Source organism: Streptomyces sp. NPDC051364 (genome assembly GCF_040682115.1).
In the GTDB taxonomy this organism is placed as follows: domain Bacteria; phylum Actinomycetota; class Actinomycetes; order Streptomycetales; family Streptomycetaceae; genus Streptomyces.
The window spans coordinates 316,000-331,930 of the sequence record NZ_JBFBAH010000002.1; the positions used below are offsets into that span (position 1 = coordinate 316,000).

Genomic DNA, 15,931 nt, shown 5'->3' on the forward strand with positions numbered 1-15,931 from the left:
TTCGGACGACCGTCATATGGTGGCCGTCGTTCACGGCGGACGGAAGAACGGACGTTCATGGCGTACGAACGACGGGACCGCGCGATCTTTCGTGCCACCTCGACTCCTGACACCACCGTGACCCACGACGTCGGCCTGCTTGTGCTTCGGCTCGTCGTCGGCCTCACCATGGCCGGCCACGGCACACAGAAGCTCTTCGGCTGGTTCAAGGGCCCGGGCCTCACCGCGACCGGCAAGGGCTTCTCGATGAGTGGCTACCCCGCCGGGGATGCCATGGCCGTGATCGCCGGACTCTCCGAGACCCTGGGTGGCCTCGGTCTCGCGCTCGGCCTGCTCACTCCGCTCGCCGGCGCGGCCCTGACGGGTTCCTTCATCAACATCCTCGCCATTCGGGGCTTGAACACCTTCTTCGCCCCCAAGGGTGTGGAACTCGAGTCGGTGCTCTTCGCCGGGGTCGTGGCCCTCACCCTCACCGGACCGGGCCGCTTCTCCGTCGACCATTTCCTCCCCGTCCTACGTGAGTCGCGGCCCCGGTACTCCGTCCTCGGGCTGCTCCTGGGAGCCGTAGTGGGATTCGTCGTCCTCCTCATCCGCGACTGACCCCCTCCGAGCCCCTCCGGTCTGTCGGCCCCTCTGTGCCGATAGGCAGCCAGATGGAGTCTGGTGCCGGATTTCTCAACCTCACACTCCGGCAGGCGCCCATTCATCTCCCAATCGCCCATCAAACCGGGACAAACAACCCGCAGTCGCCTCACCAGGGAACAGGCAGTGATCACGAGCGGCTTATGAGCGGCCCCGGACGGCCGTCGGACGCCAAGAGGGAGAAGCGCGTGGCGATCTGACGCGACACGGGCCCGCCCCTCGCCGCATCGTCATCTCGCCGCTGTCTGGTGCAGGTTGACCCTGCCCGGACCCGGAATGGGCTTCCTGTGGGCCCTTGAGGGAGCCGTCCCCTCCCCGCGGCCCCGTCGCCGGCCCGGCTCGGTGGTCCTGGTGGGCTGGGTGCGGATGGACAGGGGCCCCTGCTCGGCATCTCTGATCGGGCTGATCGGAACCCTGAACCCCCCGGCCATCCTTCGGGGGCTTCCCGGCAGTCTTTGGCATTCCGGGGCGGGCCGGGCAGTCAAGGGTGGCCGAAGGCCATCGCGAAGCGACGCGAACGAAGAGAGCGCCCTTGACGGGCCGGCACGACACGGAAGGACAGTGGACTGACGGGACGCCCCCGTACCCACTCCCGACCCCGAGCGCACAGACCCCGACCGGAGGAGGTCCCGATCCACTCTCCCGACCCCGAGCACACAGACCCCGACCGAGGAGGTCCCGACCGTCCCTCCCGACGCCGGGCGCACAGACCCGCCCCCTAACCCACCGGATTCTCCCGCACCACCGCCAGATCCCCCGACGTCTTCGTCGCGATGAACTCCGTGATGCGGTACTCGCAGACGCCGGCCAGGGTGAAGGGGTCCTCCGCCGCGATGCGTTCGATCTCCCCGCGGGAGACCCCGGCCGCCAGGACGATGCCGCCGTCGCGCGGGACCTTGCGGCCCGAGGCGAGGAAGACGCCCGATGCGTAGTAGCCGTCCAGCCAGGCGATGTGCGCGTCCATCTCTTCTTCGACGGCTTCGACGGGTGCGGTGTAGGTGAGCTCCATGACGAACATGATCGCCAGGCTACTCTCGCACCATCATGACGAGCGTAAAGACCCCTGCCGACGAGGCCGAGGCCCGGGCGATACAAGACGAACTCCGCCATCACGTCGTGCTCGACGAGACCGGGCCGCCGCCCGGACGCGGGCTGGTCGCGGGCGTGGACGTCGCCTACGACGACGAGCGCGACCTGGTCGCCGCCGCGGCCGTCGTCCTCGACGCCGCCACTCTCGAGGTCGTCGAGGAGGCGACCGCCGTCGGGCACGTCAGCTTCCCGTACGTGCCCGGGCTCCTCGCCTTCCGGGAGCTGCCCACCGTGCTGGCTGCGCTGGACGCCCTCACCGCGGCCCCCGACCTCGTCGTCTGCGACGGCTACGGGCTCGCCCACCCCCGCGGCTTCGGCCTCGCCTGCCACCTCGGGGTGGTCACGGGCCTGCCGAGCATGGGCGTCGCGAAGAACCCGTTCACGTTCACCTACGAGGAGCCCGGGGCCCTGCGCGGCGACGCCGCGCCGCTGCTCGCGGCCGACGGCGCCGTCGTCGGGCGGGCGCTGCGGACGCAGGACCGGATCAAGCCGGTGTACGTCTCCGTCGGCCACCGGGTCTCGCTCGACAACGCCTGCGCCCACGCCCTCGCGCTGAGTCCCCGCTTCCGGATCCCCGAGTCCACCCGGCACGCCGACTCCCTCTGCCGACGGGCCCTGCGCGAAGCCTCCTGACCACCGCCCGCTACTTCTGCGCGGCCACCCGGAAGCGGATGCCGGCCTTCTGGAGCCGGTCCAGCAGGGCGTCGCCCATCGCCACCGCCGTGGTGAGCTGGCCGGCCCGCTCCGGCAGGGCGTCGTACGCGAGGCACAGCGCCGACTCCGCCAGCATCTTGGCGGTCTCGCCGTAGCCCGGGTCGCCGCCCGAGACCTCGGTGAACACGCGGCGGCCGCCGCCCTCGCCCACGAAGCGGACCGTGAACCAACTGCGTGCCCGGCGCTCCGCGTCCGGGCCGCGGCCCGGCTCCCAACGGCTCATCAGCCACCGCCGCGCCGCCGGGAGCTGCGCCAGGGCCGCCGTCGCGCCGACCGCCGCCGTACCGCCGACGGCGACCGGGAGGTGCTTCACCGAGGCGTACTGCCGGTAGCGGAAGTCCGGCCCGTACCGCTCCAGCGCGGCCGCCGAGCGGGTCACGATCCGGGGGTCCAGGGTCGGCAGCGGCAGCGCCCAGGCGCCGGTCTCCCGGCTGAACCGCGGGGCGCCCAGGGGTCCCCGTACGCGTCGTTCCAGCAGCCGGGGCTCGTGCAGCCGGCGCTCGTGCGCCGCGGCCAGGGTCTGCGGCCCGCGGCCCATGACGGTGAGGACGGAGGCCAGGGTCCCGCCGGAGAAGACCGCGTTGGACCGCATGAACCCGTCCACCCGCAGCGGCACGCCCTGCGGCAGCTGCCCCACGGTGAAGTACGCGCCGAGGTCGGCCGGGATCGAGTCGAAGCCGCAGGCGTGGACCAGCCGCGCGCCGGTCTCCCGGGCCCGGGCGTCGTGCTCGACGTACGTCCGGTCCACGAACTCCGGCTCGCCCGTGAGGTCCACGTAGTCCGTGCCCGCCGCGGCGCAGGCAGCCACCAGCTCCGCCCCGTACAGGACGTACGGTCCGACGGTCGTGGCCAGGACCCGCGTGGAGGCTGCCAGTTCCCGTACGGCCTGTGCGTCTTTGGCGTCCGCGCGGAGCAGCGGCAGCGACGCGCACCCGGGGTCGAGCGCGGTCAGCCGTTCGCGCAGCCGCTCCAGTTTGCCGAGGTCGCGGCCGGCGAGGGCCCAACGGCAGCCGGCGGGGGCGTGCGCGGCGAGGTACTCGGCGGTCAGGGCCCCGACGAACCCGGTCGCGCCGAAGAGCACCACGTCATAGGCCCGGTCACGATGGCGCTCACGCCCCACGGCCTCGTCGCTCCGGCGAACCTCTTCGTTCATCACGGCTCCTCCCTGCTCCCCGCTCCTGTCGGTGGCTGAGGCTAGCGCGCGGCCACGGTACGAAGAACAGCGCCCCGGGGGCGGCCTGGACGGCCGTTCCCGGGGCGCGGCATCCGGCGCACGAAGGATGGGTCAGTTGTCCTGGTACATGCCGAAGACGTCGACGACGAGGTCGATGTTGCCGTCGCTCTGGTTCCAGAAGTCGATGACGCCGGTGCCGCCGGTGCTCGCCTGGACCAGGTTCGGGACGGTCTTGCCGGTCGTCCAGTTCAAGGTGGAGGAGGTGGGCGGCGCCGGCGGGCCCGCCGCGTTGTTGTCGTACTCGTCCAGCGTGTTCGGGTCGGGGGCGACCGCGAGGAAGCCGCTGTCCTTGGTGTTGGTCACCGTGGCGTTCAGGACGAAGCCCGTGATGCCGGAACCGGGCTCGGCCATCGCCGTGTAGATGTAGTCGCGGCCGGCCAGGGGGCCGTAGACCGGGTCCTTGGGGTCGCGGGTGTCGATCATCCGCTCCGGGGTGAACGGCAGGTAGGAGCCCTTGCTCTGCGGGCTGTAGTAGCCGACGACGTCGACGATGACGTCGGCCGGGTTCCAGCCGCCGTTGCGGACGCTGATCTTCCCGTCGGGGCCGACCGGGACGATCACCGAGTTGGCGATGGTCTGGCCGGTGGTGAAGTTCACGTTGGACGCGGTCGGAGCCTGCTGGCCGCTCGGGTAGACGGTCAGGTGGCCGTCGCTGCGCGGGTTGGTGACGGTCACGTTGAGCGCCACGGCGGTGACGCCGGAGGCCGGCACGTTGCCCAGGCCGGTGATCTGGGTACTGAAGGATCCGTACCCGGCGAGCTGGCCCTTGGCGGTGCCCGTGCCGCTGCGGGTGTCGACGAAGCGCTGCGGCGTCAGCGGGGTGTAGCCGCTGGAGGCGGTCTGCGTGAAGTAGCCGGTGACGTCGGCGATGAGGTCGACCGACTCCCAGCCGCCGTTGTACAGGTTGACGTAGCCGTTCGGGCCGACCGGCACGATGACCAGGTTCGGGACCGTCTGGCCGGGGACGAAGTTGACGTTCGAGGTGCTCGGACGGTCGTCGCCGTCGGCGAAGGCGGTGACGTGGCCGCCGCTGGTGGTGCCGGTGACGGTGACGTTGAGAACCACCGCGGTCACGCCGGCGGGGATGCCGCCGTTCCCGCCGACCTTCAGGTGCGCGGAGGTGTACGCGGCGACCTTGCTCTTGGGGGCGCCGGTGCCGTTGCGGGTGTCCAGCAGACGGGTCGGGCCGTACGGGGTGTAGTCCGAACCCGCGGTCGTGAACGCCACCTCGTTGGTGACCGTGGTGTTGGCCGCGTTGTCCGTCACGGTGACCTTGACGGTGTAGGTGCCGAGCTCCGCGTAGGTGTGCTCGGAGGACACGATCTGGGTGCCGGAGGCCGAGGCGGCGGTCGTGGCCCCGTCGCCCCAGGCGATGCTGATGTCGAGCGGGGTGGTCGAGCTGGTGACGGAGCTGTCCAGCTCGATCGCGTGCGCGGTGGTGCCGAACGCGTCCAGGCCGACCGCGAGGGTCGGGTTGGCGGCGCCGGCGGCTTCCGCCATGGGAGCAGCCGCAAGCTTGGTCTTGGTGGCCGGTGCGGTCGCCGCGGTCTGCCGGGTCGAGTGGTCGGCCGGGCTGTGGAACGTGGGGCCGTCCTTCACGCCGGCCTGGGTCAGGTCGGGCGTGGTGACGCCACGGGCACCGCCGGTGGCCGGGTCGGCCGCGTGGGCCATGCCCGGTATGAGAGAAATGCCGGCCGCGAAGACGGCCGCAGATGCTGCGAGTCGGCGGTAGGACACCGAGCCCCCTATGTTTCCGTGAGCCCTTGGCCAGGGCTGAAAGCTCGCTCAGATTACATAGCTCCTGAGCTTCCGGTTAAGGTCCCCCGCCGTAACTTCGCCCGCCTGCCGGGAGTACCCCGAAGGCGGCCTGGAAATCACCTTTGGTCTGCTGTGATCAGCGGTTTCGCCTTCTCGTGCTCAGTTGTCCGGGTAGGCCCCGAAAAGATCGAAGGCGAGGTCGATGTCGCCATCGATCGGATTCCGGTAGTCGATGGCGCCGGTGCGAAAGGCCGTGACGGTCCGGTTGCCCGGGCGGCGCGGGGGCGTGCCCCACTTCCCCGAGGCCGCTTAGCGTGAGGGGTGACTGTCCGTGCGAGCAGGTGTGACCTGTGCTGAGTGGAGGCGTCCATGAAAGCTGCGGAGCGCAAGTGGGAGGCGGTGCGGGAGTTCGCTCGCGGGCTGCCGGAGGCCGTGGAGGAGTTTCCATGGGGTCCGGAGGACTGCGTCGTGAAGGTCAACAAGAAGATCTTCGTCTTCCTGGGCAATGCCGACGGCCCGCAGCCGCCCGGGCTCTCCGTGAAGCTCAAGGACGAGGCGCTGCACGGCCACGCCATGACCGCGCCTGGCGCGGAGCCGACCGGGTACGGGCTGGGGAAAGCCGGCTGGGTCTCCCTGCGGCTGGGGGAGAAGGGGGCGCCGTCCCTCGAGGTGCTGTGCGAATGGGTGGAGGAGAGCTACCGGACGGTCGCCCTCAAGCGGCACCTGAAGGAGCTCGACGCGCGGCTCGAAGGGCGACTCGAAGCGCGAAACGAGTCAACCGGCTAAGCGCTTGCTCTTGTGCTGAGTGGAACACGTTCCTAGCATCGCTGGTGTTACATCAGTTGTGTCACACAGTGGCGGCAGTGGTGCCAGGGATGCTGGGGGCTCGATGGCAGTGACAGGGAACGTGCCCGGCAACGGCCCGCTCGCGGGCGTGCGCGTCGTCGAACTGGCGGGCATCGGCCCGGGCCCGTTCGCCGCCATGCTCCTCGCCGATCTCGGTGCGGACGTCGTACGGGTGGACCGTCCCGGCGGCGGCGGGCTCGCGGTCGATCCCGCGTACGACGTCACCAACCGCGGCAAGCGGTCCGTCCTGGTCGACCTGAAGTCAGCCGAGGGCCCCGCCCGCGTGCTGGACCTGGTCGAGCGGGCCGACGTGCTCATCGAGGGCTTCCGCCCCGGAGTCGCCGAGCGGCTCGGCGTCGGCCCCGCCGACTGCCACGCCCGCAATCCGGGGCTCGTCTACGGCCGGATGACCGGCTGGGGCCAGGACGGCCCGCTCGCGCACACCGCCGGGCACGACATCGCGTACATCGCCGTCACCGGCGCCCTCGGCATGATCGGGAATCCGGGCGAGCCCCCGGCCGTCCCCGCCAACCTCGTCGGGGACTACGCGGGCGGCTCGCTCTACCTGGTCATCGGGGTGCTCGCGGCCCTGCAGCACGCCCGCACCCCGGGCGGCACCGGCCAGGTCGTGGACGCGGCCATCGTCGACGGCACCGCCCACCTCACCGCCATGATCCACGGGATGATGGCGGCCGGCGGCTGGCAGGACCGGCGCGGGGCCAACCTCCTCGACGGCGGCTGCCCCTTCTACGGCACGTACGAGACCTCCGACGGCCGGTACATGGCGGTCGGCGCGCTGGAGCAGCAGTTCTACGACACCTTCGTGGAACTGCTCGGCATCGAGGACGGGGCCCCGGCCCGCAAGGACATGGCCCGCTGGGGCGAGCTCCGCGAGACCGTCGCCGCCCGCTTCAAGTCCCGTACGCGGGAGGAGTGGACGGCCGTCTTCGAGGGCTCCGACGCCTGCGTCGCGCCCGTGCTGTCCCTGCGCGAGGCACCGCGGCACCCGCACCTCGCGGCCCGCGCCACCTTCACCGACTTCGGCGGGATCACCCAGCCCGCCCCCGCGCCCCGGTTCTCGGCCACGCCGGTCGCGGTGGCCTCAGGCCCGGCGCAGCCGGGGGCCGACACCGAATCCGTGGCCCGCGACTGGGACGTGCCCGGCCTGACCGCGAAGGGCGAGGGCGCCTGATGGAACTCTCCATGATGCTCGACTACTCCGGGGATCCGCGCCGGGCCGCCGACGAGGCGGCGGCGCTGGAGGCGGCCGGGCTCGACGCCGTGTGGGTAGCCGAGGCCTGGGGCTTCGACTCCCCGACGATCATGGGTTATCTGGCGGCCCGCACCGAGCGGATGAAGATCGGCTCGGCCATCCTCAACGTCTACTCCCGCACCCCCGCCCTCGTCGCCCAGACGGCCGCCGGGCTCGACGCCATGTCGGGCGGCCGGGCGCTGCTGGGCCTCGGCGCCTCCGGCCCGCAGGTCGTCGAGGGCTGGCACGGGAAGCCGTACGACAAGCCGCTCGGCCGGACCCGCGAGACCGTGGAGCTGTGCCGCCGGATCTGGCGCCGCGAGACGATCGACCACCACGGCATCACCGACATGCCGCTGCCGCCCGAGAAGGGCGGCCGGCACGGCAAGCCGCTGAAGATCCTCACCCGGCCGGTCCGCGACGCGATCCCCGTCTACATCGCCTCGCTCGGTCCCGCGAACGTACGGATGACCGCAGAGATCGCCGACGGCTGGCTGCCCACCCTCTTCATCCCGGAGAAGGCCCACACGGTGTGGGGGAGCGCTCTCGCCGAGGGCGCGGCCCTGCGCGCCCCGGAGCTCGGCACGCTGCAGACCGTGGCGGGCGGGCTGCTGGCGATCGGCGAGGATGCGGCCGCCGTACGGGATCTGGCGCGCCCGCAGATCGCGCTGTACGTAGGCGGGATGGGCGCGGTCGGCAAGAACTTCTACAACGACCTCGCCGTCGCCTACGGCTACGAGGAGGAGGCCCGCAAGATCCAGGAGCTCTACCTCTCCGGCCGCAAGCGCGATGCGGCGGCCGCCGTCCCGGACGAGTTCTGCGAGCTCATGACGTTGTGCGGGCCGCAGAGTTACGTACGCGAGCGGGTCGAGGCCTTCCGGGAGGCGGGCGTCACCATGCTCAACGTCACACCCGTCGGTGCCGAGCCGGCCCGGCTGATCGAAACCGTCAAGAGCTGGCTCTAGGGGGCCCCGATGCAACGCCGCATCTTCGACGCCGACCACGAGGCGTTCCGCGAAACGGTCCGCACCTTCCTCACCAAGGAGGTGCTGCCGCACTACGAGCAGTGGGAGAAGGACGGCATCGTCAGCCGTGAGGCCTGGCGGGCCGCCGGCCGGCAGGGCCTGCTGGGCCTGGCCGTCCCGGAGGAGTACGGGGGCGGCGGGAACACCGACTTCCGCTACGCGGCCGTGATCGCCGAGGAGTTCACCCGGGCCGGGGCGGCCGGGCTCGCGATCGGCCTGCACAACGACATCATCGGCCCGTACCTGACCTCGCTCGCCACGGAGGAGCAGAAGCGCCGCTGGCTGCCCGGCTTCTGCTCGGGCGAGACGATCACGGCGATCGCGATGACCGAGCCGGGTGCGGGCTCCGACCTCCAGGGGATCCGGACCAGTGCCGAGGACCGGGGCGACCACTGGGTGCTCAACGGCTCCAAGACCTTCATCTCCAACGGCATCCTGGCCGACCTGGTGGTCGTGGTCGCCAAGACCACCCCGGAGGGCGGGGCGCACGGACTGTCGCTGCTGGTGGTCGAGCGGGGCACGGAGGGCTTCGAGCGCGGCCGCAACCTCGACAAGATCGGCCAGAAGGCGCAGGACACCGCCGAGCTGTTCTTCCACGACGTACGCGTCCCCAAGGAGAACCTGCTCGGCGAGCTGAACGGCGCGTTCGTCCATCTGATGACCAACCTCGCGCAGGAGCGGATGGGCATCGCGATGGCCGGCATCGCCGCAGCCGAGTACCTGCTGGAGATCACCACCGCGTACGTGAAGGAGCGCGAGGCCTTCGGGCGGCCGCTCTCCAAGCTCCAGCACATCCGCTTCGAGATAGCGGAGATGGCCACCGAGTGCGCCGTCACCCGCACTTTCCTGGACCGCTGCATCGTCGACCACTCCAACGGCGAGCTGGATCACGTCCACGCCTCGATGGCCAAGTGGTGGGCGACCGAGCTCCAGAAGCGGGTCGCCGACCGCTGCCTGCAACTGCACGGCGGGTACGGCTACATGAGCGAATACCGGGTCGCACGGGCCTTCACCGACGGCCGCATCCAGACCATCTACGGCGGCACGACCGAGATCATGAAAGAGATCATCGGCCGTTCGCTGCTCGGCTGACCTCCCCCCATCGATGACCTCCCCCTTCGATGACCTCCCCCTTGGAAACCTCCGAAAGGCTTGACCAGTGAGCACCGAAGCTTACGTATACGACGCGATCCGCACCCCGCGCGGCCGCGGCAAGGCCAACGGCGCCCTGCACGGCACCAAGCCGATCGACCTGGTCGTCGGCCTCATCCACGCCCTGCGCGAGCGCAACCCCGGCCTGGACCCGGCCACCATCGACGACATCGTCCTCGGCGTCGTCGGCCCGGTCGGCGACCAGGGCTCCGACATCGCCCGCATCGCGGCCATCGCCGCGGGACTCCCGGACACGGTGGCCGGCGTACAGGAGAACCGCTTCTGCGCCTCCGGCCTCGAGGCCGTCAACATGGCCGCCGCCAAGGTCCGCTCCGGCTGGGAGGACCTGGTCCTCGCCGGCGGCGTGGAGTCCATGTCCCGCGTGCCGATGGCCTCCGACGGCGGCGCCTGGTTCAACGACCCGATGACCAACTGGGACACCGGCTTCGTCCCGCAGGGCATCGGCGCCGACCTGATCGCCACCATCGAGGGGTTCTCCCGGCGCGACGTGGACGAGTACGCCGCCCTCTCCCAGGAGCGCGCGGCCACCGCCGTCAAGGAAGGCCGCTTCGCGAAGTCCGTCGTCCCGGTGACCGACCGCAACGGCCTGGTGGTGCTGGACCACGAGGAGTTCGTCCGCCCGGGCACCACGGCCGACACCCTCGCCAAGCTCAAGCCGTCCTTCGCGGACATCGGCGACCTCGGCGGCTTCGACGCCGTCGCCCTGCAGAAGTACCACTGGGTCGAGAAGATCGACCACGTCCACCACGCGGGCAACTCCTCCGGCATCGTCGACGGCGCCTCGCTCGTCGCCATCGGCACCCGCGAGGCGGGCGAGCGGAACGGCCTGGCGCCCCGTGCCCGGATCGTTTCGGCCGCGGTCTCCGGCTCCGAGCCCACCATCATGCTCACCGGCCCCGCCCCGGCCACCCGCAAGGCCCTCGCCAAGGCCGGCCTGACCATCGACGACATCGACCTGATCGAGATGAACGAGGCCTTCGCCGGCGTCGTGCTCCGCTTCGTCAAGGACATGGGCGTCTCCCTCGACAAGGTCAACGTCAACGGCGGAGCCATCGCGCTCGGCCACCCGCTGGGCGCCACCGGCGCGATGCTGCTCGGCACCGTCATCGACGAACTGGAGCGCCAGGACAAGCGCTACGGGCTCGTCACCCTCTGCGTCGGCGGCGGCATGGGCGTCGCGACCGTCGTCGAGCGGCTCTGAACAACGTCCTGTAACCCCCAGACCTCCTCTCTGACACGGAAGTAGCGAGAAAATGAGCGAGTCCACCACGATCCGCTGGGAACAGGACGAGACCGGCGTCGTCACCCTGACCCTCGACGACCCGGGCCAGTCCGCCAACACGATGAACCAGGCCTTCAAGGACTCCATCGCGGCGATCGCCGACCGCGCCGAGGCCGAGAAGGACTCCATCCGCGGCATCATCTACACCTCCGCCAAGAAGACCTTCTTCGCGGGCGGCGACCTCAAGGACATGATCGGGCTGCGCCCCGAGCACGCGCAGCTCGCCTTCGAGACCGGCACCGCGATCAAGGGCTCGCTGCGCCGCATCGAGACCCTCGGCAAGCCCGTCGTCGCCGCTATCAACGGCGCGGCCCTCGGCGGCGGTTACGAGATCTGCCTGGCCTCCCACCACCGCGTCGCCCTCGACGCCCCCGGCTCCAAGATCGGCCTGCCCGAGGTCACCCTCGGCCTGCTCCCGGCCGGCGGCGGCGTCACCCGCACCGTGCGCCTGATGGGCATCGCGGACGCGCTGCTCAAGGTCCTGCTCCAGGGGACCCGGTACAACCCCCAGCGCGCTCTGGACAACGGCCTCGTGCACGAACTGGCCGCCACCCCCGAGGAGATGCTGGCCAAGGCCCGCGCCTTCATCGACGCCAACCCCGAGTCGAAGCAGCCGTGGGACGTGCCCGGCTACAAGATCCCGGGCGGTACGCCGTCCAACCCGCGCTTCGCCGCCAACCTCCCGGCGTTCCCCGCGAACCTCAAGAAGCAGCTGAACGGGGCCCCGTACCCGGCCCCGCGCAACATCCTGGCCTGCGCCGTCGAGGGCGCGCAGGTGGACTTCGAGACCGCGCTGACCATCGAGGCCCGCTACTTCACCGAGCTGGTCACCGGACAGACCGCCAAGAACATGATCCAGGCGTTCTTCTTCGACCTCCAGGCCGTCAACGCCGGCCGCAGCCGCCCGCAGGGCATCGCGCCCCGCAAGGTCACCAAGGTCGCCGTCCTCGGCGCCGGCATGATGGGCGCGGGCATCGCGTACTCCTGCGCCCGCGCGGGCATCGAGGTGCTGCTGAAGGACGTCACCCCCGAGGCCGCCGCGAAGGGCAAGGCGTACTCCGAGAAGCTGCTCGACAAGGCGCTCTCCCGCGGCCGTACGACCGAGGCCCAGCGCGCCGAGCTGCTCGCCCGGATCACCCCGACCGCCGAGGCCGCCGACCTGGCCGGCTGCGACGCCGTCATCGAGGCCGTCTTCGAGGACACCTCCCTCAAGCACAAGGTGTTCCAGGAGATCCAGGACGTCATCGCCCCCGACGCGCTGCTCTGCTCCAACACCTCCACGCTGCCCATCACGGGCCTCGCGGAAGGGGTTTCGCGGCCCGAGGACTTCATCGGACTGCACTTCTTCTCGCCCGTCGACAAGATGCCGCTGGTGGAGATCATCAAGGGCGAGCGCACCGGCGACGAGGCCATCGCCCGCGCCTTCGACCTCGTACGGCAGATCAACAAGACCCCGATCGTGGTCAACGACTCGCGCGGCTTCTTCACCTCGCGCGTCATCGGCCAGTTCATCAACGAGGGCGTGGCGATGGTCGGCGAGGGTGTCGAGCCCGCCTCCATCGAGCAGGCCGCGGCCCAGGCCGGCTACCCGGCCAAGGTGCTCTCCCTGATGGACGAGCTGACCCTGACCCTGCCCCGCAAGATCCGCAACGAGACCCGCAAGGCCTTCGAGGCCGAGGGCCGGACTTGGACCGCGCACCCCGCGGACACGGTCATCGACCGGATGGTCGACGAGTTCGGCCGCTCCGGCCGCAGCGGCGGGGCCGGCTTCTACGACTACGACGAGAGCGGCAAGCGGGCCGGTATCTGGCCGGGCCTGCGCGAGCACTTCGCGAAGCCGGACGCGGAGATCCCCTTCGAGGACATGAAGGAGCGGATGCTCTTCTCCGAGGCCCTGGACACCGTCCGCTGCCTCGACGAGGGCGTGCTCACCTCGATCGCCGACGCCAACATCGGCTCCATCATGGGCATCGGCTTCCCGGCCTGGACCGGCGGCGTGATCCAGTACATCAACGGCTACGAGGGCGGCCTGCCGGGCTTCGTCGCCCGCTCCCGCGAGCTGGCCGACCAGTACGGCGAGCGCTTCACCCCGCCGGCCTCCCTGGTGGAGAAGGCCGAACGCGGCGAGACGTACGCCGACTGACCCCGCCGCGGGCGGCGTTCTTCCGGACCCGGGCGTTCACTCCGAGCCGGCGGGCTCCGAGACGAACGCCGCCCGCAGTTCTTCCTTCAGTGACCGCTGGAACGCGGTCACCAGGGCCTGGACCACCATCGGCTGCATGTGCGCCGACAGCGCCTTCATCGACTCCACCCGCTCCGGATCGCTCTCGCCCTCCGTGAACGGGCCCCACACCTCGTCCCGGAACAGCGCCGTCAGCTGGTGCGCCGCCGTCCGCGCGTGCTCCAGCAGCACCTTGCGCGCCACGAGGATCGTCTCGTGCGCGATCGGCACGTCGAGCAGCGCGACCCCCAGCCGCAGCAGCCCCACGTCCACCCGGAATCCCTCCCGGGTCGGCGCCAGCACGTTCATCGCCGTCAGCCGCCGGACGTCCGCGTCCGACAGGCTCCGCCCCGCCCGCTTCTCCAGCTCCTCCCGCGCCACCTCCTGGGGCGCGTCCGGAGCCCAACTCGACACCATCGCGCGGTGGATCGCCAGGTCGTGCGCGCTCAGGTCGTCGGGCAGCGCGTCCAGATAGCGCTCGATGGCGGACAAGGTCATGCCCTGGTGCTGCAGTTCCTCGATCAGGGCCAGCCGGGACAGGTGCTCCGGCCCGTAGTGCCCCACCCGACGAGGGCCGATCACGGGAGGGGGCAAAAGTCCGCGGGTGCTGTAGAAACGAACGGTGCGCACGGTGACGCCCGCCCTGGCCGCCAGCTCGTCGACGGTGAGCATCGGCTCGGGTGCCTGGTCGGCCATCGTCTGCGCCTCGCTCTCTGCTCCACAGCTTGGGTTCAACAGTATTGCTGTCGCACCAACGATGTGAAACGGCCAGGAGCTGCCCATGACCACGAAACTGCGACTGCCCGGACGACCCGACGAGCTCACCCTCCCCGTGCTGCTGGCGCGCAACGCCGCCGAGTACGGGGATCTCCCCGCCCTCTCCTGGCGCGAGGGCGACGGCTGGACGACCCTCAGCTGGACCGAGGTCCGCCGCAAGGTCGCCGTCCTCGCCTCCGGATACGCCGCCCTCGGCATCGAACGCGGCGAACACGTCCTGATCATGATGGGCAACCGCCCCGAGCACTGGCTCAGCGACCTCGCCCTCGTCCACCTCGGCGCGGTCCCCGTCACCGTGTACGGGACCTCCGCGCCCGAGCAGATCGCCCACATCGCCCGACACAGCCGGGCCCGGGTCGCCCTCCTCGAGGGCGCCCGCGAGCTGGCCCGGTGGGAACCGCTGCTCGCCGACGGGCAGGTGCCCCTGGAGCGGCTCGTCGTGGCCGAGGCCGCCGATGCGGGTACGCACCGTACGTACGGCTCCCTGCACGCGAGCGGCGCCCGTACGCACCGCCCCGACGCCTTCGAGAAGGCCTGGCAGGAGACCCGCCCCGAGGACCCGCTGACCGTCGTCTACACCTCCGGCACCACCGGCGATCCCAAGGGCGTGCGGCTGACCCACCGCAACATCATGCTCCAGTCCGTCCGCCTCGACCGGCGCGTGGACCTGCCCGAGCACGCCGAGCACATCTGCTACCTGCCGTTCGCGCACATCGCCGAGCGGATCCTCGGCATATACCTGCCGCTGCTGCGGGCCGCCCACGTCCGGCTCGTCGCCGACCCCGCCGCCGTGGGGAGTGCCGTCCGCGAGCTGCACCCGGTGCAGTTCTTCGGCGTGCCCCGGGTGTGGGAGAAGCTCGCCGCGTCCGTACGGGCCGTGCTCGCGCAGCTTCCGGCCGCGCAGCGGGACGCCATCGAGGCCGCGAACGACCTCGCCCGCGCCCGGGCCGGCCACCGGGAGCGCGGCGAGGAGATCCCGGCCGCGCTCGAAGCCTCGTACGCCCGGGCCAAGGAGCAGGTGCTGGACCCGCTGCTGGGCCTGGCCGGGCTGGACCGGCTCCGGTGGACGGCCAGCGCCACCGCGCCGATGCCGATCGACGTCGTGCGGTTCTGGGCGGGCTGGGGGATCACCATCATGGACGCCTGGGGGCTCACCGAGACCTCGGGCGTGTGCACGGTCAACAGCCCGGACGGCTTCCGGCTGGGCTCGGTGGGGCGCCCGATCGAGGGGCTCGAGCTGCGGCTCGCCGAGGACGGGGAGATCCTCACGCGGGGCGGGACCGTCTTCGGCGGCTACCTGCGGCCCGACGGGTCGCTGGAGAGCGCGCACGACAGCGGGGGCTGGTTCCCGACCGGGGACATCGGCCGCCTCGACGAGGACGGGTTCCTCTGGCTGACCGACCGCAAGAAGGAACTCATCATCACCTCGAACGGCAAGAACGTCTCGCCGGCCCTGGTGGAGAACACCGTCAAGGAGCATCCGCTGATCGGCCAGGCCCTGGTGCACGGCGACGGCCGCTCCTACCTCGTCGCCCTGCTGGTGCTGGACGGGGAGCTGGCCCCGGCGTGGGCGGCGGCCCGCGGCATCGAGGCCGGCTCGCTCGCCGGGCTCGCGGCAGACCCGGCCGTCCGGGAGGAGGTCGCCCGCGCGGTCGAGGCGGCCAATGCCCGGCTCAACCGGACCGAGCAGATCAAGCGGTACCGGCTGCTGACGCAGGAGTGGGGCCCGGAGACCGGGGAGCTCACCCCGTCGCTGAAGCTGCGCCGCCGGGTGGTCCGGGAGAAGTACGGAGCCCTGATCGACGGGCTGTACGCGGAGCCGTACGAGGATGCCTACGAGAGCCCGCCCGAGGGCGCGCACGAGGGCCCGCCCGGGGCCGTGTAGCCCGGATGGCCCTGTCCGGTGGGCGCAGCGCCG

At 71.3% G+C, this 15,931-nt stretch carries 13 protein-coding genes; 9 read left to right on the forward strand and 4 right to left on the reverse strand.

The window, feature by feature from the left end; genetic code table 11:
• Nucleotides 1-57: 57 nt before the first annotated feature.
• The gene (locus AB0M76_RS05340) at nucleotides 58-600 is read left to right on the forward strand and encodes a DoxX family membrane protein (RefSeq protein ID WP_365951624.1); all 543 of its coding nucleotides are present in this window, start codon (nucleotides 58-60) and stop codon (nucleotides 598-600) included.
• A 760-nt stretch (nucleotides 601-1,360) separates the two neighbouring features.
• Here the strand turns inward: AB0M76_RS05340 and AB0M76_RS05345 are convergent.
• Nucleotides 1,361-1,660, reverse strand: a complete 300-nt coding sequence (locus AB0M76_RS05345; RefSeq protein ID WP_365951625.1) for a YciI family protein — start codon at nucleotides 1,658-1,660, stop codon at nucleotides 1,361-1,363.
• 26 nt (nucleotides 1,661-1,686) lie between these two features.
• Between AB0M76_RS05345 and AB0M76_RS05350 the strand changes: the two genes are divergently transcribed.
• Nucleotides 1,687-2,364: an endonuclease V gene (locus AB0M76_RS05350; protein ID WP_266661942.1), complete on the forward strand. Its 678-nt coding sequence runs from the start codon at nucleotides 1,687-1,689 to the stop codon at nucleotides 2,362-2,364.
• Nucleotides 2,365-2,374: 10 nt separating this feature from the next.
• Here the strand turns inward: AB0M76_RS05350 and AB0M76_RS05355 are convergent, their stop codons facing one another.
• Nucleotides 2,375-3,598: a saccharopine dehydrogenase NADP-binding domain-containing protein gene (locus AB0M76_RS05355; protein WP_365951626.1), complete on the reverse strand. Its 1,224-nt coding sequence runs from the start codon at nucleotides 3,596-3,598 to the stop codon at nucleotides 2,375-2,377.
• 132 nt (nucleotides 3,599-3,730) lie between these two features.
• Nucleotides 3,731-5,350 (reverse strand): PKD domain-containing protein, encoded by a 1,620-nt coding sequence (locus AB0M76_RS05360; RefSeq protein WP_365951627.1) that lies wholly within the window; start codon nucleotides 5,348-5,350, stop codon nucleotides 3,731-3,733.
• 456 nt (nucleotides 5,351-5,806) lie between these two features.
• Here AB0M76_RS05360 and AB0M76_RS05365 point away from each other — a divergent pair, with 456 nt between their 5' ends.
• From AB0M76_RS05365 to AB0M76_RS05390, 6 genes are all read left to right on the forward strand, one after another.
• Nucleotides 5,807-6,223, forward strand: a complete 417-nt coding sequence (locus AB0M76_RS05365; protein WP_365951628.1) for an MmcQ/YjbR family DNA-binding protein — start codon at nucleotides 5,807-5,809, stop codon at nucleotides 6,221-6,223.
• A gap of 103 nt (nucleotides 6,224-6,326) precedes the next feature.
• Nucleotides 6,327-7,475 (forward strand): CaiB/BaiF CoA-transferase family protein, encoded by a 1,149-nt coding sequence (locus AB0M76_RS05370; protein ID WP_365951629.1) that lies wholly within the window; start codon nucleotides 6,327-6,329, stop codon nucleotides 7,473-7,475.
• Nucleotides 7,475-8,500 carry an LLM class F420-dependent oxidoreductase gene (locus AB0M76_RS05375; protein ID WP_365951630.1) on the forward strand — a complete coding sequence of 342 codons (1,026 nt, stop codon included), beginning with the start codon at nucleotides 7,475-7,477 and terminating at the stop codon, nucleotides 8,498-8,500. The genes AB0M76_RS05370 and AB0M76_RS05375 overlap by 1 nt, the downstream gene beginning before the upstream one ends.
• A 9-nt stretch (nucleotides 8,501-8,509) precedes the next feature.
• Nucleotides 8,510-9,652, forward strand: a complete 1,143-nt coding sequence (locus tag AB0M76_RS05380; RefSeq protein ID WP_266661932.1) for an acyl-CoA dehydrogenase family protein — start codon at nucleotides 8,510-8,512, stop codon at nucleotides 9,650-9,652.
• A 67-nt stretch (nucleotides 9,653-9,719) separates the two neighbouring features.
• The gene (locus tag AB0M76_RS05385; RefSeq protein WP_365951631.1) at nucleotides 9,720-10,934 is read left to right on the forward strand and encodes an acetyl-CoA C-acetyltransferase; all 1,215 of its coding nucleotides are present in this window, start codon (nucleotides 9,720-9,722) and stop codon (nucleotides 10,932-10,934) included.
• A gap of 52 nt (nucleotides 10,935-10,986) precedes the next feature.
• Nucleotides 10,987-13,158 carry a 3-hydroxyacyl-CoA dehydrogenase NAD-binding domain-containing protein gene (locus AB0M76_RS05390; RefSeq protein WP_365951632.1) on the forward strand — a complete coding sequence of 724 codons (2,172 nt, stop codon included), beginning with the start codon at nucleotides 10,987-10,989 and terminating at the stop codon, nucleotides 13,156-13,158.
• A 36-nt stretch (nucleotides 13,159-13,194) separates the two neighbouring features.
• On the opposite strand, the gene AB0M76_RS05395 is transcribed toward AB0M76_RS05390, so the two are convergent.
• Nucleotides 13,195-13,932 carry a MerR family transcriptional regulator gene (locus tag AB0M76_RS05395; RefSeq protein WP_365951633.1) on the reverse strand — a complete coding sequence of 246 codons (738 nt, stop codon included), beginning with the start codon at nucleotides 13,930-13,932 and terminating at the stop codon, nucleotides 13,195-13,197.
• An 85-nt stretch (nucleotides 13,933-14,017) separates the two neighbouring features.
• On the opposite strand from AB0M76_RS05395, the gene AB0M76_RS05400 reads away from it, so the two are divergent.
• Nucleotides 14,018-15,898: an AMP-dependent synthetase/ligase gene (locus AB0M76_RS05400; protein ID WP_365951634.1), complete on the forward strand. Its 1,881-nt coding sequence runs from the start codon at nucleotides 14,018-14,020 to the stop codon at nucleotides 15,896-15,898.
• Nucleotides 15,899-15,931 lie beyond the last annotated feature (33 nt).